At 70.7% G+C, this 17,953-nt stretch carries 13 protein-coding genes and 2 pseudogenes; 6 read left to right on the forward strand and 9 right to left on the reverse strand.

Annotation, left to right across the window (positions count from 1 at the left end; all coding sequences use genetic code 11):
• A pseudogene (locus tag VFZ09_RS44170) lies at positions 1 to 295 on the forward strand (hypothetical protein); the annotation flags it as partial.
• Between the two features lie 387 nt (positions 296 to 682).
• On the opposite strand, the gene VFZ09_RS44175 reads toward VFZ09_RS44170, so the two are convergent.
• Positions 683 to 1,039: a hypothetical protein gene (locus VFZ09_RS44175; protein WP_329733853.1), complete on the reverse strand. Its 357-nt coding sequence runs from the start codon at positions 1,037 to 1,039 to the stop codon at positions 683 to 685.
• A 618-nt stretch (positions 1,040 to 1,657) separates the two neighbouring features.
• Between VFZ09_RS44175 and VFZ09_RS44180 the strand changes: the two genes are divergently transcribed.
• Positions 1,658 to 2,383: a DUF6973 domain-containing protein gene (locus VFZ09_RS44180; RefSeq protein WP_329733854.1), complete on the forward strand. Its 726-nt coding sequence runs from the start codon at positions 1,658 to 1,660 to the stop codon at positions 2,381 to 2,383.
• Between the two features lie 104 nt (positions 2,384 to 2,487).
• On the opposite strand, the pseudogene VFZ09_RS44185 reads toward VFZ09_RS44180, so the two are convergent.
• The 3 genes and pseudogenes from VFZ09_RS44185 to VFZ09_RS44195 all read right to left on the reverse strand — a co-directional run.
• Positions 2,488 to 3,066: pseudogene (locus VFZ09_RS44185) on the reverse strand (peptide-methionine (S)-S-oxide reductase MsrA); the annotation flags it as partial.
• Positions 3,067 to 3,240: 174 nt separating this feature from the next.
• Positions 3,241 to 3,936, reverse strand: a complete 696-nt coding sequence (locus VFZ09_RS44190; protein WP_329733855.1) for a pirin family protein — start codon at positions 3,934 to 3,936, stop codon at positions 3,241 to 3,243.
• A 155-nt stretch (positions 3,937 to 4,091) separates the two neighbouring features.
• Entirely contained in the window at positions 4,092 to 4,640 is a 549-nt protein-coding gene (locus VFZ09_RS44195) for a YceI family protein (protein WP_329733856.1), read from the reverse strand.
• Between the two features lie 300 nt (positions 4,641 to 4,940).
• Here VFZ09_RS44195 and VFZ09_RS44200 point away from each other — a divergent pair, with 300 nt between their 5' ends.
• Positions 4,941 to 5,357: a GerW family sporulation protein gene (locus VFZ09_RS44200; RefSeq protein ID WP_329733857.1), complete on the forward strand. Its 417-nt coding sequence runs from the start codon at positions 4,941 to 4,943 to the stop codon at positions 5,355 to 5,357.
• Positions 5,358 to 5,360: 3 nt separating this feature from the next.
• Here the strand turns inward: VFZ09_RS44200 and VFZ09_RS44205 are convergent, their stop codons facing one another.
• On the reverse strand, positions 5,361 to 8,651 hold the full coding sequence (locus VFZ09_RS44205) for an RCC1 repeat-containing protein (protein ID WP_329733858.1): 3,291 nt from the start codon (positions 8,649 to 8,651) through the stop codon (positions 5,361 to 5,363).
• Positions 8,652 to 8,974: 323 nt separating this feature from the next.
• On the opposite strand from VFZ09_RS44205, the gene VFZ09_RS44210 reads away from it, so the two are divergent.
• Both VFZ09_RS44210 and VFZ09_RS44215 read left to right on the forward strand, forming a co-directional pair.
• Positions 8,975 to 9,352 (forward strand): peptide chain release factor-like protein, encoded by a 378-nt coding sequence (locus VFZ09_RS44210; protein ID WP_329733859.1) that lies wholly within the window; start codon positions 8,975 to 8,977, stop codon positions 9,350 to 9,352.
• Positions 9,352 to 9,780: a GTP pyrophosphokinase gene (locus VFZ09_RS44215; RefSeq protein ID WP_329733860.1), complete on the forward strand. Its 429-nt coding sequence runs from the start codon at positions 9,352 to 9,354 to the stop codon at positions 9,778 to 9,780. Before VFZ09_RS44210 ends, VFZ09_RS44215 begins: the two co-directional genes overlap by 1 nt.
• A gap of 23 nt (positions 9,781 to 9,803) precedes the next feature.
• Here VFZ09_RS44215 and VFZ09_RS44220 read toward each other — a convergent pair whose 3' ends face one another.
• From VFZ09_RS44220 to VFZ09_RS44235, 4 genes are all read right to left on the reverse strand, one after another.
• Positions 9,804 to 10,421, reverse strand: a complete 618-nt coding sequence (locus VFZ09_RS44220; RefSeq protein ID WP_329733861.1) for a TIGR02265 family protein — start codon at positions 10,419 to 10,421, stop codon at positions 9,804 to 9,806.
• Between the two features lie 169 nt (positions 10,422 to 10,590).
• Complete coding sequence (gene acnA / locus VFZ09_RS44225) at positions 10,591 to 13,323, reverse strand: aconitate hydratase AcnA (protein ID WP_329733862.1); 2,733 nt, start codon at positions 13,321 to 13,323, stop codon at positions 10,591 to 10,593.
• A gap of 150 nt (positions 13,324 to 13,473) precedes the next feature.
• Entirely contained in the window at positions 13,474 to 14,622 is a 1,149-nt protein-coding gene (locus VFZ09_RS44230; protein ID WP_329733863.1) for a cyclic nucleotide-binding domain-containing protein, read from the reverse strand.
• 44 nt (positions 14,623 to 14,666) lie between these two features.
• Positions 14,667 to 15,986, reverse strand: a complete 1,320-nt coding sequence (locus VFZ09_RS44235; protein WP_329733864.1) for a DNA polymerase ligase N-terminal domain-containing protein — start codon at positions 15,984 to 15,986, stop codon at positions 14,667 to 14,669.
• Between the two features lie 523 nt (positions 15,987 to 16,509).
• Here VFZ09_RS44235 and VFZ09_RS44240 point away from each other — a divergent pair.
• Positions 16,510 to 17,953: hypothetical protein (locus VFZ09_RS44240; RefSeq protein ID WP_329733865.1), on the forward strand; the 1,444-nt coding region annotated here is incomplete at its 3' end.

Raw genomic sequence — 17,953 nt, forward strand, 5'->3', positions numbered from 1 at the left:
CATGAGCGACGAGGAACTCACGGAAGGTGGAAATCCGGATCAGCCCACCCATGGGGGACTCGTGGACACCGCGGATGCTGGGGAGTTCGTGCTCGCCCGTCCGCTGCCGCGTGAGCCCTTCAAGGGGCAGAAGCGCCCGCCCTGCACCCGTTACGCCGAGGTCGAGCTGATCGGCGCCTGCTGGTTGCCGCACAAGCTCAAGGCCCCGTGCCCGGACGTCCTCTACGAGCATCAAGAGGAGTGCTACTCGCCCGCCTTCAGCGCGAAGCCGCCGCCCCAGTCGCTTGGGCAGTGAGTGGCACTGCCGCGGAGAACCTCCAGCAGAGCTGGGCAGACCTCTGGCACCTGGTGTTACGGCAACGCTTCCAACAGCAGGAGGGGCTGTCCGCGATTCCAACACGCTCGGCGCGGAGGGCAACATGGCCCTGGCCCTGAGCGGGCTGGGCCAGGTGATGGGGGCCTCACAACGGCGCTGCTCGAGCGGGCCCTGCACCTCGTCGAGCTCGATGGGGTGGACTCCACGGACAGGGAGCGGCTGCGACGGCTGCTCGCACGGGCGCTGGCCGGCGCGGGTGAGGGGTCCGGGCGCGTGGCCTCCGTGCTCCGGTGACGTCCTCCCGTCCGTGCTCCCGGCCACCGCGGCCTCTCCGCCCGAGTGCGGGAGCGCCAAGGAGGGCCCGCCTCACAGGAGGTCGCCGTTGAGGGCGAGCCCCACGGTGAAGAGCGGATGGAGCAGGGTCATGTCGTACGAGGTGCGGTAGCGGTAGGCCAGCCACCAGTTGGTGGCCACCATGAGCGCCGGGGTGACGCGGGCGGAGTCCTCCTGGCCCAGGAGCACGGGGCCGTGGAGGGAGCCCGAGCTCCAGCGCAAGGGCGTTGGCTGCGCCAAGGGCCTCCCGCCGAGGGCCGACGCGCGGCGGACGCGCGCCATGTCGAAGTCCGACCAGGGCGCTCCCACCTCGGGAGCGGACGGCATCAGCGGGGTGACCGCCACCGGCTCGACCGCCAGGCCCGAGCCGCCCAGAGTGAATCGGGCCACGCTGTTGCCCCCTTCGCCGAGCAGGCTCAGGCCCGACGGCAAGGGGCGCTGGGTTTCCGCCCGTGCGGCTCCCGTCTGCAACAAGGCGATGCACAGAGCGAGCCAGGGCCCAAGTACTGCTGGGAACCCGCGCGGGAGGGACTGCGCGGGGCACGCGGTGACTCTGTGCATACCAACCTCCAAGTGGGCCCCTCGGCAGGAGGGGCGGGTCGAGACGGCACGGCCGGAAGGTGCTTTTCCAGCCATTAACGAGCCGGGGCACCGGGCGCACGACTTCGGCGCCACAGTGGCAACGCGCTTCGTCCATCGCGCCCGCGAGCGCGCGGGCAGCGGGCCACGAGCGTGAACCTGCCTGAGCGTGGACTGGCGCAGGTACACCACCGCTCGACGCTCCAGATGCGTGGCTCGAACCTTGTCGTTCATCGCCTTCCTCCGCGTCTACGCTTTCGGCGCGCAGCGCCTTGTGCAGCAGGGCTCTCTCCTGCCTCTACGCCATCCGCGGAGACGCCCGGCCATCAAGGCTTCGTCATCTCAGCGTCAATGAAGCCGGGGCAGGAAACAGCCGTGGACCCTCTCGGCTAATCAGGAACATCGCCTCACATTTTTGAGAGAAAACCCATGATCAGGTCCTTGAAGAACAATGCCTTCGCCGCCCTGGGCAGCCTGACTGGAAACAAGAACGTCGTGCAGACCGCGAAGCAGCTGTCGACGGCGGCGACGAAGCAGGTGGCCCAGCTCCGGATTCCGAACCCCGTGGATGCCTTCACGGGCGCGACCCAGGGGGCTCAGCAGGGGTTGAACAACCTGAACAGGGCGATCAACAGCCTGACACAGCGGTTCGGCAGCCTGTCGGATGCCGAGAAGGGCTTCTTGAGCACCAACCTGCACCTGGCCAAGCCATTCAGCGATGCCGCCGACACGGCGGACCAGCTCGCCAGCGCCCATGCCGGCCGGACCATGAAGGGCTCCGACCTGGACATCCGGGGCAATGGGGTGGGCAACGCCCTGCGCCACGCGACGTGGAATGCGCTGATGGTGAAGCGCGCCTATGACAACCCGTTGACCCTGGGCGACCTGAACGCGGCCAGCCAGAAGGCCCGGGAGATGGCCGACGCGCACGAGAACAACCCGAAGAACACGTCGGTGGTGGACAAGAGCATGGACCTGCACAACAACGACATCGGCCGGCAGGTCGCGGTGAACGTGCTGAAGAACAACCCCAAGGCGAGCGACCAGGAGATCTTCAACGCGGTGGTCCGGGCCTTCGAGCAGGGCAAGCTGGCCGAGGTGGATGGCGATTCCCGGACGGGCCGCCTGGGCACGGCGCGCAACGACGGCAAGTAGAGGGGACCGTCAGGACTCCGGCACGGGCGAGTTGCTCCTGTCCCCCAAGATGCTCCACGCCTCCTCGTCAGGAGTGGGTGCGGGAATCGAACCCGCGCCCGGCCTCACCGGCGGCGGTGCGCCAGGGCCGCCTTCCCGAGCTTCAGCACATGCTGGCGCTCGGCCTCCGGCAACCCGAGGCGCTCGACCTCGGCCTCCAACTCCTCGCGCTTCAGGTAGCCGCCCACGCAGGCGTTGAGCCACATCGCCACGGTGGAGTCCTCGAACTCGCGCTCGTTGTAGCCGCTGAATTCGCGCATCAGGTCCGTGTAGCGGCGCAGGTAGTACTTCTGGTGGTAGTCCTCGGCCCGGTGGAACGTGCCCAGCGGCAGGATGGGCAGGAGCATGGGTCCGCGCCTCCCCGCCATGGCCTGCTTCGCCGTCGCCAACGCCCACCGCTTCTGCGTCTCGTCCGCGTAGAACACCGCCGCCATGTACTGGCGGCTGTAGGGACGTTCGGTCGGATCGGCCTCCTTCCAGAACCACTCCAGCAGCGTCTCGTAGGAGATGCGCGCCGGGTCGTAGTCGAGCTGGAAGGACTCCGTGTGGTCCCCGAGCTGCTCGTACGTCGGGTCCGGCTGGCTGCCGCCGGTGTAGCCCACACGGGTCCGAATCACTCCAGGGAGACGCCCGAACCGGGCGTCCGGGCCCCAGAATCAACCCAACGAGAAGGTGGCCGTCTCCACCCGCGTGGGCGCCATCGCGTCCACCGGCAGCAACCGGGAGGTGGGCGTTTCAACGTGTCCGGCTGGCTTCATGGTGTCTCCTCCACCTGCCTCTACGGATGAACCCACCTCCAGGTTACTTCTCTTCCCCCTTCACGCCAGGTCGAAGAGCAGGGCCTCCAGCGGCTCTGTCGCCGAGAGCACCAGGCGCCCCTCGTCGGCCACCGCCACTCCGTCCCCGGCCTTCAGCTCCACGCCGTTGAGCGTGCCCGCCCCGCGCGCCACCTGCAGCCACGCGTGCCGGCCCGGTGCCAGCGCGTACTCCGTCTTCTCGCCCTTCCCCAGCAACGTGCTGTACAGCCTCAGGTCCTGGTGCACCTTCAGCGCTCCGTCCTTCCCCTCCGGCGACACCACCAGCCGGAAGCGGCCCTGGCGCTCCTCCTTCGTGAAGGCCTTCTGCTCGTAGCTCGGCGTCAGGCCCTGGCGCTCGGGGAGGATCCAGATCTGCAGGAAGTGCAGCTCCTCGTTGCTCCGGTTCATCTCGCTGTGCAGCACCCCCGTGCCCGCCGTCATCCGCTGCAGCTCTCCCGCTCGCAGCACCCCCAGCGTCCCCATGCTGTCCCGGTGCTCGATCTGCCCCGAGAGCACGTACGTGATGATCTCCATGTCCCGGTGCGGGTGCGTGCCGAAGCCACTGCGCGGCGCCACCCGGTCCTCGTTGATGACGCGCAGCGCGCGGAAGCCCATGAAACTCGGGTCGTAGTAGTCCGCGAACGAGAAGGTGTGGTGGGAATCCAGCCAGCCGTGGTTCGCATGGCCGCGCGCTTCAGAGGGTCGAACGATCAACATGGGGTACTCCTTGTCTCCAATCCGTTTGGATGCCCGGGCCGCCGATGGCGCTTCGCCCCGGGCGAGCTCCATGCCGCCCATCAGGCCCGTCACGCCGGCCAGCAACCCACCGACGACTTCACGCCGGCACGGGCCCCGGCCAGCCTCCCTCCGCCTCACGCCGCCTTCTCCGCCGCCGCCGCCTTCACCACCTGCACGTCCAGCTCGATGTCGATGCGCTCGCCCACCAGCACCCCGCCCGTCTCCAGCGCCTTGTTCCACGTCAGCCCGAAGTCCTTGCGGTCCACGCTCGTGCGCGCGCTGAACGCCAGCCGCTCCGTGCCGTACGGGTCCGTCACCCGGCCGAGGAACTCGGTCTCCAGCGTCACCTCGCGCGTGGTGTCCTTGAGCGTCAGGTCCCCCACCACGGCGTAGCGGTCCTTGCCCACCGCCTGCACGCGCTTGCTGCGGAAGATGACGCGCGGGAAGGCATTCACGTCGAAGAAGTCCGGCGAGCGCAGGTGGTTGTCCCGGGCCTCCACCTGCGTGTCGATGCTCGCCGCCTCGATCTTCACCTCCGCCTGCGCCTTCAGCAGGTCGCCGTTCGTGAACAGCCTCCCCTCGTAGCGGGTGAAGCGGCCGTGCACCCGCGCCACCACCATGTGCCGCACGGTGAAACCGATGGAGGAGTGCTGCGTGTCGATGCGCCAGGTCTCGATGGCCATGGAAGTCGTCTCCGAGGGAAGTGCCTCTCTGGCCTCTCCCTGGAGCAACCCGCCTGCCAACGTGCAACCCCCTGGAATCACATGCGCCGGGTCATTCCCAGGGGCTCGAACCTCTCGAAATGAGAGGGTCCGGCTATCATCCGGAGAGCGCCCCCCCGGCCCTCCGGGAGCCGCCCGCCCGGCCCTCCGGGGCCTCCCGGGCCTCCGGACGAGCGCCGGGGATGGCGCCTCCGCGGGTGCTGACCCCCTGACGGGTGCCTACCTCATTGCTGGAGAAGCTCGAGCACGGGGGGTCCCATCATGGACGTCAACGAGGTCATCGACAGGGCTCGCGACGCATTCAGTGTCCGGCGTGTCTTCGGAGAGCCCATCCAACAGGGTGCGGTGACGCTGATCCCCGCCGCCCGGGTGACGGGAGGCGGCGGGGGAGGCGGTGGAGAAGGCCCCGTGGCCGAGGGGGCGCAGGGGGCCGAGAGCACCGGCAAGGGCTACGGCAGCGGCTTCGGGTTGAACGCCCGGCCCGCCGGGGCCTTCGTCCTGCGCAACGGCAAGGTGCGCTGGATGCCGGCGGTGGACGTCAACCGCATCATCCTCGGCGCCCAGCTGCTGGTGGGCCTCGTGCTGCTGACGTTCGGCCAGAGGCTCGCCCGCTACCTGTTCCAGGAGGGCAAGCTCCCGCGCCGCAGGCACCTGGCGCGGAGAGCCGCACTCCGGTGAGCCTTACTCCAGCTCCATCAGCCGGAAGCCCGCGGTGCCATCCCCCAGCTGTCCGTACGCGTTGCCGCCCCAGCTGGTGATGGCGCCGTCCGACTTCCGCGCCAGGGAGTGCGAGCCACCGGCGGCGATGGCATCGACGCCCGCGAGCGCCTGCACCTGGGCCGCCAGGGAGCTGGGGGTCGCGGTGCCGTCCCCGAGCTGCCCGAAGGTGTTGTCACCCCAGGCCCACACCGTCCCATCGCTCCGCAGGGCCAGGGAGTGCGCCTGGCCGGCCGCGAGGGCCGTGACGCTCTCGAGGCCCACCACCCGCACCGGCGTGGCGCTCGCGGTGGTGGTGCCGTCCCCGAGCTGGCCGGTGCTGTTGTCACCCCAGGCCCACACCGAGCCGTCCTCGCGCAGCGCCAGCGAGTGCACGCTCCCGGCGGTGATGGCCGTGACGCCCGTGAGCTCCGGAGATGGCAGCGGCACCGGAACACGGCTCGAGTAGAAGGTGCCGTCCCCGAGCTGGCCGGAGGCGTTGGCGCCCCAGGCCCACACCGTGCCGTCCCAGCGCAGCGCCAGCGAGTGGCCGGAGCCGCCCGCGACGGCCTTGACGCCGAGCAGGCCCTGCACCTGCACCGGCGTGGTGCGCGAGGTGGTGGTGCCATCCCCCAGCTGCCCCGAGGCGTTGTCACCCCAGGCCCATACGGAGCCATCGACGCGCACCGCCAGGGCGTGGTTCCTGCCCGCCCAGAGGGCGATGACGTTGGTGAGCCCCTGCACCCGCACCGGCGTGGCGCGCGAGGTGGTGGTGCCATCCCCCAGTTGCCCCGAGGAGTTGTCCCCCCAGGCCCACACCGTGCCGTCCACGCGCAGCGCCAGGGAGAAGTAGCCGCCCGCCGAGACGACCTCGACGGAGCGGGGCTCCGCCAGCAGGAAGAAGGACTCACTGGAGGAGACCTCCTCGACGCCGAGCTGCCCGTCGCTGTTGCTGCCCCAGGTCGAGACGATGCCGTCGTTGCGCGCGTAGAGCGAATGGCCGGAGCCCGCGGAGAGCCGCGCGGGGCGCGGAATGCCCCGCACCTGCACGGGGAAGGGGTACACGCTGGTGGCGCCATTGCCGAGCTGGCCATAGGTGTTGTCACCCCAGGTCCAGACGGTGCCCCCCTCGCGAAGCACGACGGACATCCGGCCACCGGCCGAGGGAGCCGTGACGCGCGAGAACCCCGGCACGCGCACCGGGGTGCTCACCGAGGTGTTGGTGCCCAGGCCGAGCTGGCCCGTCGCGTTGCGCCCCCACGCCCAGAGCTGACCATCGGCGCCCTGGGCCAGCACGTGGCTGCCCCGGGAGGAGAGGGCCGAGACGGCGCCCGTGAGGCCCGCGACCGGGGCCGCCAGGGAGCGGGGGTGGGTGGTGCCATCCCCGAGCTGGCCGTAGAAGTTGTCCCCCCACATCCACACCGTGCCGTCCACGCGCAGCGCCGCCGAGTGGAAGGGCCCGGCCTCGATGGACACGATGTTGGAGAGCCCCGGCACCTGCACGGGCGCACTGCGCGCGGTGGTGGTGCCCTCGCCGAGCTGGCCGTAGGCGTTGTCGCCCCAGGCCCACACCGTGCCATCCGACTTCAGCGCCAGCGAGTGGTAGAGGCCGGCGGCCACGCGGGTGACACCCGAGAGCGAGAGGACACGCTGGGCCGTGGGGCGCGCGGTGAAGGAGGTGGTGCCATCCCCGAGCTGGCCGTAGGTGTTGTCGCCCCAGGACCACACCGTCCCATCCGACTTCAGCGCCAGCGAGTGGTAGCCCCCCGCGGCGAGGGCCGTGGCGTCCGACACCCCCGGCACCTGTCCCGGCGTGGCGCGCTTGCCGCCCGGGCCCTCCCCCAGCTGGCCGAACGAGTTGTCACCCCAACCCCACGCCGTCCCATCGTTCTTCAGCGCCAGCGAGTGGTAGCTGGACACCGCCACGGACTTCACGTCCGACAGGCCCGGCAGCCGCACCGGCAGCGGGCGCTGGGAGAAGCTCCCGTCCCCCAGCTGGCCCTGGCCGTTGTCACCCCAGGCCCACACCGTCCCATCCGGCCGCAGCGCGAGCGCGTGGACGTCCCCCGCGGCCACGGCCGAGATGCCGGACAGCTCCCGCGCCTGCTCCGGAACGGGACGCCAGCTGGCGCTGCCATGGCCCAGCTGGCCGAAGGAGTTGGCGCCCCACGCCTGGACGGTGGCATCGCCGCGCCCCACCAGCACGTAGGCGTTGCCACAGGCAATCGCCTGGGCATTGACACCGGGCACCTGCACGGGGAGGCGCAGCGGGCCGGGGAGCGCCTGGCCCGCCTGGCCCTGGCCGTTGTCACCCCACACCCGCACGGCGCCGTCGCCGCTCCGGGCCACGGAGTGGTGCGTCCCGCTGGCGACGGACACGATGTCCGTCAGGCCGTGGACCCGCACCGGCGTGGGCGACGGCTCCGTCCCCTCGTCTCCGAGCTGTCCCCGGGAGTTGTCACCCCAGGCCCACACCGTGCGGTCGCCGTGCGCCGCCACGGAATGGGCACCGCCTCCGGCGATGGACACGATGCCCGTGAGGCCGAGCACCCGCACCGGCACGGTGCGCGAGGTGGTGGTGCCATCCCCCAGCTGGCCGGAGGCGTTGTTCCCCCACGCCCACACCGTGCCGTCCTCGCGCAGCGCCAGGGAGTGCGTGTCCCCGGCCGCGATGGCCGACACCCGCGTCAGCCCCGGCACCTGCGTCGGGACGTTGCGGCTGGTGTGGGTGCCCTCCCCCAGCTGGCCGGAGGCGTTGGTGCCCCACGCCCACACGGTGCCATCCGTCTTCAGCGCCAGCGAGTGCAGGTTGCCGGCGGCGATGGCCTTCACGTCCGTGAGCTCCGGCACCTGCACGGGAGTGGGGCGCTGCGTGGTGGTGCCATCCCCCAGCTGCCCCTCCCCGTTGCCACCCCAGGCCCACACCCGGCCCGTGTCGCTCAGGGCCAACGAGTGGTTGTTGCCCGCCGCCACGGCCGTCATGCCCGTGAGCCCCGCCACCTGCACCGGGTTCAGCCGCTGGGTGGTGCTCCCCTCCCCCAGCTGCCCCTGGGCGTTGTTGCCCCAGCTCCACACCGTCCCCGTCGGCAGCACGTACAGCGAGTGCCCCAACCCCGCCGCCAGGCGGTAGGGCATCCCCTGCACCGTGATGGGCGCCCCTCGCTGTCCCAGCGCCCCTTCATCCTCCCCCTCCCTCTCCCCACATCCCACCACCATCGAGGTCACGGCCAGAAGGAGCGTCACCAGCAGGCTCCTCGACAAGGTGCTCCCCATCATGCATCCCTCTCGTTCGTGCCTCGGTGACGGCGGATTCGAGGCAAGGCTTGCGTCATCCACACACAGCCCCCCCGTGCTTCACCCGGGTCCTGAAGACCCCGTTCCTGACTCCGCCAGTCAGGCAGTGAGCACACTCATATGCAGACAACCCTGACTTATAAGCAACTGGGTGACACACGACTCTCCAGGTGTCCCCCGTATCCCATGGGGAAGCCGCCAGCCTGGAATGCCGCGTCATCGCACCCGGAGCGACGTCAGACCCGCCTGCTCCGCTCCGTCAGGCGCGGTGCGGAAGACACCCCTCGAACCCGGTTGGCCCCCTCATGACCGTCGATCCCTCCCGCCGACAAGCCGCGCTGGAAGCGCTCGCCCTGGATGACGACGCACTGCTCCGCGCCTGCGAGGTGGAGTTCTTCATCGCCTCCGGCCCGGGCGGCCAGCACCGCAACACCACCGCCAGTGGTGTCCGCCTGACCCACCCGCCCACGGGCCTGTCCGTCACCGGCACCGAGCGCCGCAGCCAGTCGCAGAACAAGGGCGCCGCGCTCGAGCGCCTGCGCGAGGGCCTCCAGGTCCTCACCTACGTGCCCAAGAAACGCCACAAGACGAAACCCACCAAGGGCTCGCAGCGGCGCCGTTTGGACACCAAGAAGCGCGAGGGCGAGAAGAAGGCCCAGCGCAGCAAGAAGGGACTCTGGTGATGAGCACCCCCACGTTGGAAGACGCCATCGCCCTGGCCGTGGAGGCCCACCGGGGCCAGCGCGACAAGGCCGGACAGACGTACATCCTCCACCCCCTGCGCGTGATGATGCGCCTGGAGACGGACACGGAGCGCATGGTGGCCGTGCTGCACGACGTGGTGGAGGACTCGCCCTGGACGCTGGAGCGGCTGCGCGGGCTCGGCTACCCCGAGGAGGTGCTGAGCGCGCTGGACTGCCTGACCAAGCGCGAGGGCGAGACGTACGAGGCCTTCATCGAGCGCGTCCTCCCCCACCCCCTCGCGCGCCGGGTGAAGCGGGCGGACCTGGAGGACAACATGGACGTGCGGCGGCTGCCGGCCGTCACGGCCAGGGACGCGGAGCGGCTGGCCCGCTACCGCGCCGCCTGGGCCCGGCTCCAGGAGGGGTGAGGCGCCCTGCTACCAGGACCCTCCTACCAGGACACTTCCAGCGCGATGCTCAGGTCTCCCGTCTTGCGCGCGCTGATGTTCACGTTCTTCACGCCCAGCCGCTTGGCGATCGCCTGCGCCCCACCCACGTGGTAGGCGAGCGGCATGAAGGTGACCTCGATGGTGAGCACGCCCCGGTTCGTCCCGGGCCAGGTGAGCGCGGGCTTCCCGTACGTCGTCAGCACCCAGTAGAGCGTCTGCAGGGCGATCATGAACTGCTGGGGCGTGCTCCCGGCCTGCTGCAGCGCCGTGCGCCCCACCGGCGTCTCCATGTAGCTGGAGCCCGCCTTGAAGCCGATCTGCCGCAGCACCTCCTCGTAGCTGCCCAGCTTGGTGCTCATCGAGCGCGCCGCGGCGGAGAGCAACAGCAGCAGCGAGCGCGTGGGGTAGTTGAAGAACTCCACGAAGGACTTCTCGCCGCTGGCCGCCAGGCAGCGCTGCACCACCGCCTCGTCCCCGCCGAGCTCCCGCACCACCCGCAGCAGCGAGGAGAACAGGAAGCCCCGCGTGGTGTGCTGAGGCGTCGCCAGGCTCAACCGCTGCTGGAGATCCTGCTCCGCGTCCTGCGCGGTGTCGTTGCCTGGATTCGACTCAGTACCCATACCGTGTGTCCAGCGGCCTCCGGCCTGGTGCGTGCCGCCGGGGCCCCGGATACTACAACGGTTCATTCGAGGACACTGCTTCGGCCCCAAAGCAGACGGCCCGGCGCGCCGCGAAGGGCACGCCGGGCCGCCTGGATGGGAAGCGTGGAAGTGTGAAGCCTACACGCGACTACGCCTTGGCCAGCTGGCGCATGACGTAGAGCAGGATGCCGCCGTGGCGGTAGTAGTCGAGCTCGTTGGGCGTGTCGATGCGGCACAGGGCGGTGAACTCCTTGGTGCCGCCCTCGCCGGTGGCCTTCACGGTGAGCTTCTTCTGGGGGGCCAGGTCCGTGGAGATGCCGGTGATCTCGAACGTCTCGTGGCCGGTGAGGCCGAGGCTCTGCGCGTCCTGGCCCGCCTCGAACTGCAGGGGCAGCACGCCCATGCCGATGAGGTTGGAGCGGTGGATGCGCTCGAAGCTCTTGGCGATGACGGCCTTGATGCCCAGCATGGCCGTGCCCTTGGCGGCCCAGTCCCGGCTGGAGCCCGTGCCGTACTCGGCGCCGGCGAGCACCACCAGCGCGGTGCCCTCCTGCTGGTACTTCATGGAGGCGTCGTAGATGCTCATCCGCTCGCGGGTGGGGATGTGGACGGTGACGCCCCCCTCCACGCCGGGCACCAGCAGGTTCTTCAGGCGGATGTTGGCGAAGGTGCCGCGCACCATCACCTCGTGGTTGCCGCGGCGCGCGCCGTAGGAGTTGAAGTCCTTGGGCTGCACGCCCTGGTCCATGAGGTACCTGGCCGCGGGGCTCGTCTTGGCGATGTTGCCGGCGGGGGAGATGTGGTCCGTGGTGACGGAGTCACCCAGCAGCGCGAGCACCCGGGCGGACTTGATGTCGACGAGCGGCTTGGGCTCGGCCGGGATGTTCTCCAGGAAGGTGGGCTTGCGCACGTAGGTGGACTTGGGGTCCCACTTGAACGTGTTGCCGCCCCCGGACTGGAGCGCCTGCCAGAGCTGGTCGCCCTCCATGGCGCGCGAGTACTGGGTGCGGAACTGCTCGGGCTTCACCGCGGACTTGATGAACTGGCCAATCTCCTCGGTGGTGGGCCAGATGTCCTTGAGGAACACGGGGCGGCCGTTGCGGTCGGTGCCGATGGGCTCGGTGTCCAGGTCCTTGCCCACCTCACCGGCGAGCGCGTAGGCCACCACGAGCGGCGGGGAGGCCAGGTAGTTCATGCGCACGTGCGGGTTGATGCGGCCCTCGAAGTTGCGGTTGCCGCTGAGCACCGCGGCCACCACCAGGTCGCCCGAGGTGACGGCGTCGGCGACGGGGTCCGGCAGGGGGCCCGAGTTGCCGATGCAGGTGGCGCAGCCGTAGCCCACCACGTGGAAGCCGAGCGCCTCCAGGTAGGGCATGAGGCCGGCCTCCTTGAGGTAGTCCGTCACCACGCGGCTGCCCGGGGCGAGGCTCGTCTTCACCCAGGGCTTCACGTTGATGCCGCGCTCCACCGCCTTCTTGGCCAGCAGGCCCGCGCCCAGGAGCACCGCCGGGTTGGAGGTGTTGGTGCACGAGGTGATGGAGGCGATGACGACGGCGCCGTGGCCCAGCTCGTAGCTCTGGTTGCCGGCCTTCACGGTGACGGTCTGCTCGAGGCGCTCGGGGGGCACCGGGGCCGCGGGGGCCTTGGCCTTGCCACCGCCCTCGTCGTCCTCGCCCTTGCTCTTGCCGGCGGCCAGCATCTCCACGAGCGACTTCTCGTAGGCGCCCTTCATGTCCTTGAGCGTGACGCGGTCCTGCGGGCGCTTGGGGCCGGCGAGGCTGGGCACCACGGTGGACAGGTCCAGCTCCAGCGTGTCGCTGAAGACGGGGTCCGGGGTGTTGGCGGTGTGGAAGAGGCCCTGCTCCTTGAAGTAGGCCTCGGCCAGGGCGACGAGCTCCTCGGGACGGCCGGTGAAGCGCAGGTAGTTGAGGCTCTCCTGGTCCACCGGGAAGAAGCCGATGGTGGCCCCGTACTCGGGGGCCATGTTGGCGATGGTGGCGCGGTCCGGCAGCGACAGGCTCTGCAGGCCGTTGCCGTAGAACTCGACGAACTTGCCCACCACGCCCTTCTTGCGCAGCATCTGCGTGACGGTGAGCACCAGGTCCGTCGCGGTGGCGCCCGCGGGCAGCTTGCCCGTCAGCTTGAAGCCCACCACCTGCGGAATCAGCATCGTAATCGGCTGGCCGAGCATGGAGGCCTCGGCCTCGATGCCGCCCACGCCCCAGCCCACCACGCCCAGGCCGTTGACCATGGTGGTGTGGGAGTCAGTGCCCACCAGCGAGTCCGGGCACACCACGTTGCCCTGACGGAAGGCCACCTGGGCCAGGTACTCCAGGTTCACCTGGTGGCAGATGCCCACGTCCGGGGGCACCACGCGGAAGTTCTTGAAGGCGTTCTGGCCCCAGCGCAGGAAGGCGTAGCGCTCCTGGTTGCGCTCGAACTCCAGCTCCGCGTTGGCGCGGAAGGCGTCCGTGGTGCCGAACACGTCCACCTGGAAGGAGTGGTCGATGACCAGGTCCGCCGGGTTGCGCGGGTTGATCTTCGCGGGGTCTCCCCCCATGGCGGCGAGCGCCTCGCGCATGGCGGCCAGGTCCACCACCGCGGGCACACCGGTGAAGTCCTGCAGCAGCACGCGCGCCGGGTGGAAGGAGATTTCCGTGTCCGGCTCGGCCTTGGGGTTCCAGGCGAGCATCTTCTCCACGTGCTCGCGCTTCACCACGCGGCCATCCTCGTGGCGCAGCAGGTTCTCGAGCAGGATCTTCAGCGAGAAGGGCAGGCGGGCCACGGACGCGTGGTCCTTGCCCACCTTCGCGAGGCTGTAGAAGTCGTACGTGGCCGAGCCGACCTTGAGCTGGCTCTTGCTCTTGAAACTGTCCGTCATGTGAGTGCCGTCCTTCCGTCCGCTGGAAATCTCCGGGGGTCTTCTAGGCCCCCCGAAAGCGGCTTGCAAAAGGATCTTGCGGGCACTGCCAGGAGCGGACGGTCCGGGCGGGATTCACTGGCCGTGAGGGCCCCCCGGTGGGAGGCCCGGCTACCGTTCCCCGAGCATCCGGGCGGTGCGCTGGAGGCGCTCGGTCCCGATCTTCAACAGCGCGTCGCGCATGCCCGGCTGGCTGAAGATGTGGCGCTCGAAGGCGGAGCGCTCCAGCCGCAGCAGCACGCAGGGGACGTCCGTGCGCACCATGGCCGTCACCGGCTTGTCCATGAGCAGGGAGATCTCCCCGAAGACGTCCCCCTCGCGCAGCACCGGGTAGGGCGTCTCCTGCCCGTCCGGGTGCATGTGGAAGGGCGTGCACCGGCCGCGCAGCAGCAGGTAGAGGGCATCCCCCAGGGTGCCGGCGGTGAGCAGGGTGGTGCCCGCCGGTACCCGCTGGAGCTGGAATTCCCGGGCCAGCGCCCGCCGCTGCTCCAGACGGAGCGGGGAGAAGATGGGGTGGGTGCGCAGCAGGTTGTCCGCCGCGCGCTTGCGGCAGAAGGCCTGCACCACGCGCTCCAGCAGGGGGTGCTTCCGGGAGAGCTCCGCCATCCGCGCCCGCGTCAGCTCCAACAGCACCGAGGGCGCCGACGGCATCACGGTGCTCAACCGGGGCCCCTCGGTGATGAGGGCCATCTCCCCGAAGACGGCGCCCTCCACCACCGGCCCCTCCTGCGGCCCCCTGCCCTCCAGCAGCCGCCAGACGTCTCCCCGCCCCTCCACCATGAAGAACATGGAGGCGCCCGGGTCCCCCTCGCGCATCACCGGCTGGCTGGAGGCATACGTGCGCACGTCCACCGCCTCCAGCAGGGCCACGAAGGCATCCCGGCACAGCATGGAGAAGAGGGGCACCGCCACCGGATCCTCCCGCTCCGGGAGGAGCTCGAGCTCGGCGGAGACCTGGTCCGCCGCGCCCGGCTCGGGCCGCACCGGGTAGCGCGCGTAGAGGTTGGCGATGAAGGCCTGCGTGCGCGTGTGCTGGGGCTCCAGCCGCAGCAGCTCCTTGCACGCGACGATGGCGCGCAGCAGCTGGCTGCCCTGCGCCCAGGCCCGGGCGAGCGCCTCGAAGCCCGCCGCGGCCTCCTCGGGGTGGCCCTGCTGCTCCAGCTTCCGCAGCTCGGCCAGGGCCTGCTCCACCCGCCCACCGGCGGCCAGTCGTGCGGCCAGTTCCCTCGGCCGCAGAAGGGTATCGGCTCCGTCAATCACCGTGCTCACGCTCACAGGCGGCGCACGCTACCACCGAGCCGGCCTCAAACGGATGGAAGCGTCTGTCCGCCAGCCAACGCTGGGGCGAACAGGTCTCCCACCTCGTCCAGGCGCCGTCGAACGTTGTCCAGGGTGAAGCGCGTGGGATTGAGCTTCGGCGTCACCTCGGACCAGGCCAGCGGCGTGGACACGGGCGCGTGGGGCAGGGCCCGGAGGGAGTACGGCGCCACCACCGTCTTGCCCCAGGCGTTCTGCCCCGCGTCCAGGTACAGCCGGCCCCCGCGCCGCTCCTTGGAGCGCTCGACGGTGGCCAGCCGCGGGTGCTCGGCGGCGAGCGCCTCGAAGGCCTTGTGGGCGAAGGCCCCCGCCCGCGCGTAGGTGTGCCCGGGCGCGAGCGGCACCAGCACGTGCAGGCCCCGCTTGCCGGACGTCTTGGGCACGCTCGTCAGCCCCAGCGCCTCCAGGTGGCGCCGCAGCGAGGTGGCCAGCTGGATGAGGTCATCGAACCTGGAAGAGGGTGGGGAAGCGCGAGGAGAGATCATTCCCATTGCGCGACCGCAGGGCGATGCGGCCGCGTACTTCACCTCGAAGCGCCAGCCGGCGCCGGCGGTGGCCTCCACCTGGGCCAGCGTGGCGAGCATGGGCGGCCACACCTCGCCGAGCAGCGCCTCGGGCGTGCGGGCACTCCCCTTCGCGCGAGAGGGACGGGAGGCGCGCACGGGTTTCGCCGGGGCACGTGGGGCGGCGGTGCGCCGGGTGCGGCGGGCGGGCCCGCGGGTGGCGCGCTGGCCGGACTTCACGGACTCGGGGTGCTCCCCGGTGACGTCGTAGCCGGGCCGCTCGGTGCCATCCTTGGCCTTGAAGCACAGCCACTGGGCCTTCTTGCCCATGGGGCTCGTGCGGATGAGGTGCCACCCGCCCTCGAGCTTGTGCCCCCGCAGCACCACGTGCAGCCGGCCGCGCGCGCGCTGCTCGGAGGCATGGCCCGGCGGCACGGTGTCGAAGGTGCCCTCTTCCCACAGGAGCGAGTCGCCGGCTCCATAGGCCCCATCGGGGATGCGGCCCTCGAAGGTGGCGTAGGCCAGGGGGTGGTCCCCGGTCTGGACGGCGAGCCGTTTGTCGGCCGGGTCGTAGCTGGGGCCCTTGGGAATGGCCCAGCTCACCAGCACGCCGTCGATCTCCAGCCGCAGGTCATAGTGCAGCCGGGTGGCGTCGTGCTTGTGCACCACGAAGAGGGGGCCGCCCGCACCGCGCGGAGCCGGGACCTCCGGAGCGGGCTCCGAGGTGAGGGAGAAGTCACGCCTGGCGCGGTACGTCTTCAGGCGCGCACGAGCGGAAGTCTTGGATCGTCGCGAGGGCGCCATCCCCTCCAGGGTCGGCACGCTCGGCCCGCCTGGAAAAAGGCATCCGGGGCCCGCTTCCTCTACCCGGCCCGTCAAGCGGAGGGGATGGCTCGTGGAGTCGGCACGGCGGTGCACCCGGCGGAGGAAGACCCCCGCCCTCCTGAAGGGTAGGCAGGTCCGTTGGCTATCCTCCAGGGGGGTTGTGATTCCAACGGAGCGCCACGCAATGACGGAGAAGAACCACGCGCACCTGGATGGGAGGGCCCTCCTGGGACGGGAGCGGCGCTCCAGGGGTTGCAACTGCCTCCCACGTACTGACGGCGGCTCCGCAGATGGGCAACCAGGTGCCGTCAGGGCATTGGATGCGTCCCGTATCCTTATTCTTCAGGGTCGTTTCTCCAGGAGGAAAGGCCGGCACCATGACGAAAGAGGACCGAAGTTCTGGGGCGGGGAGGGCTTCCTGGGCTCCGTCTTGAGGTGGGATACGCGGGGGAGCCTTGGGGTGCGAGGCTCCCCCTGTTCGAAGACCCTCCGGGCTCTCTGGGTGACGAGCTATCTTCTCACCAGCATGAGCGCGGCCGGCGAGGAGTCGAGACGCGTGCGGATGACGCTCTCGGGCGAGGTGCACGCACGAGCCAAAGCCCTCGGTCCCCGCCTTGAGGACTGGAAAGGCGGCGTGCTCTCCCTCCAGGTGATGGACCCCGGCACCCTCGTGGTGGAGGCAGGCGATGAGGTTGTCGCCGCAGGCGAACTCAACTGGGGGGAAGGCACGCGGCTGTGGGTGGAGCCGCGCCGGGGCCATCCGCCCGCACCGCTGCCCCGGCTGGTGAGCCCCGAGCCGGGCCGGGAGGAGGTGGAGGTGGACGTCCCGGAGGAAGTGGGCGCCGGAGAGTTGCTCACCCTCACCTATGCGTGGGGCGGCAGGCACTCGGGCAAGCCCGCCCTGGTGCGCACCTGGCGCCTTCCCCCCACGGTGGAGATTCAACCCGAGTGGCTGGACGACGAGCACCTCGAGACGGAGGGCACGCCGGAGGACGGGGAGGACGACGCGCTCACCTTCCTCCCGGCCCGGGAGGCTTCCTTCCCCGTGCAAGTGGACCCGGAGCGGCCCGAGCTGCTCTGGGTGCCCGGGTACGCCTCGCGTGAGGAGATCGCCTCACGTCTCTTCGGGGAGGCCGCGGCGGCCGGCGCTTTCGACCTCGAGCCCCGAGCGCCCCCCTCCAGCGCTCTGGAGGGCGTCCCGGTCTGCGTGCGCGTACGCCACCCGCCAGCGCTCGTGCCTCAGTTACTCGCCGTCATGCGCAGTGCCCTGGAGGCGCAACTGGAGGCGGATGTCGCCTGGAGCCGCACCCAGCTCTCGGCGGGCGCCCCGGACAGGGCCGCGGCCGCCGCGCTCGTGGAACGCGGCCTGCGCTGGGCCCAGCGCTCGGACATTCCGGACGGGGCCGGGCGGAGCTACTTCGACCGCTACCTGCAGGCACTCGGCCCCTGGCGGGACGAGGACTGGCCCTCCCTCGGCGAAGCCGCCGAGCCCCTGCGCAAGGCCGTCGCCCTGCGCTCCACGCGCTTTCAGACGAGCTACCGTGTCACGGATGGCTCGCCCGTCCTCGCCCCGGGCAGTGTGGTGGGCCGCTTCTACTTTCCCGACGGCTCCAGCGTCCAGGTGCGCACACAGTTGCTGCTCACCGAGGAGACGTCCCTGGAGCGGGCAGAGCTGCGCGTGCGCACCGCTCCCCGAAGCACGCCGCGCGTCATCCTCCCAGGGAGGGACGGGCGCTGGCGGGGCTACAGCGCCGAATTCAACACCACCCCCGGAGCTCCCCAGCCGCTCGAGAGCCCCGAGGGCTACGCCTCCTGGTACTACCCGGGCACGCTCCTCATCCGCCCGGGGGACTGGCGGCCGGGGCTGGGGGCCGGTACGGGTGAGGTGGCGGCCTTGCGGCGGGAGCTCCTCCAGACAGCCCTCGCCACGGCGACACCGCAACAGC

Source organism: Archangium sp. (assembly GCF_036277355.1).
GTDB lineage: Bacteria > Myxococcota > Myxococcia > Myxococcales > Myxococcaceae > Archangium.

What these genes read in the sequence shown, in the direction of transcription:
- VFZ09_RS44180 (WP_329733854.1), top strand. Translation starts at nt 1,658, where the DNA reads ATGATCAGGTCCTTGAAGAACAATGCCTTCGCCGCCCTGGGCAGCCTG.
- VFZ09_RS44190 (WP_329733855.1), bottom strand. Translation starts at nt 3,936, where the DNA reads ATGTTGATCGTTCGACCCTCTGAAGCGCGCGGCCATGCGAACCACGGC.
- VFZ09_RS44195 (WP_329733856.1), bottom strand. Translation starts at nt 4,640, where the DNA reads ATGGCCATCGAGACCTGGCGCATCGACACGCAGCACTCCTCCATCGGT.
- VFZ09_RS44200 (WP_329733857.1), top strand. Translation starts at nt 4,941, where the DNA reads ATGGACGTCAACGAGGTCATCGACAGGGCTCGCGACGCATTCAGTGTC.
- VFZ09_RS44205 (WP_329733858.1), bottom strand. Translation starts at nt 8,651, where the DNA reads ATGATGGGGAGCACCTTGTCGAGGAGCCTGCTGGTGACGCTCCTTCTG.
- VFZ09_RS44210 (WP_329733859.1), top strand. Translation starts at nt 8,975, where the DNA reads ATGACCGTCGATCCCTCCCGCCGACAAGCCGCGCTGGAAGCGCTCGCC.
- VFZ09_RS44215 (WP_329733860.1), top strand. Translation starts at nt 9,352, where the DNA reads ATGAGCACCCCCACGTTGGAAGACGCCATCGCCCTGGCCGTGGAGGCC.
- VFZ09_RS44220 (WP_329733861.1), bottom strand. Translation starts at nt 10,421, where the DNA reads ATGGGTACTGAGTCGAATCCAGGCAACGACACCGCGCAGGACGCGGAG.
- acnA (WP_329733862.1), bottom strand. Translation starts at nt 13,323, where the DNA reads ATGACGGACAGTTTCAAGAGCAAGAGCCAGCTCAAGGTCGGCTCGGCC.
- VFZ09_RS44235 (WP_329733864.1), bottom strand. Translation starts at nt 15,986, where the DNA reads ATGGCGCCCTCGCGACGATCCAAGACTTCCGCTCGTGCGCGCCTGAAG.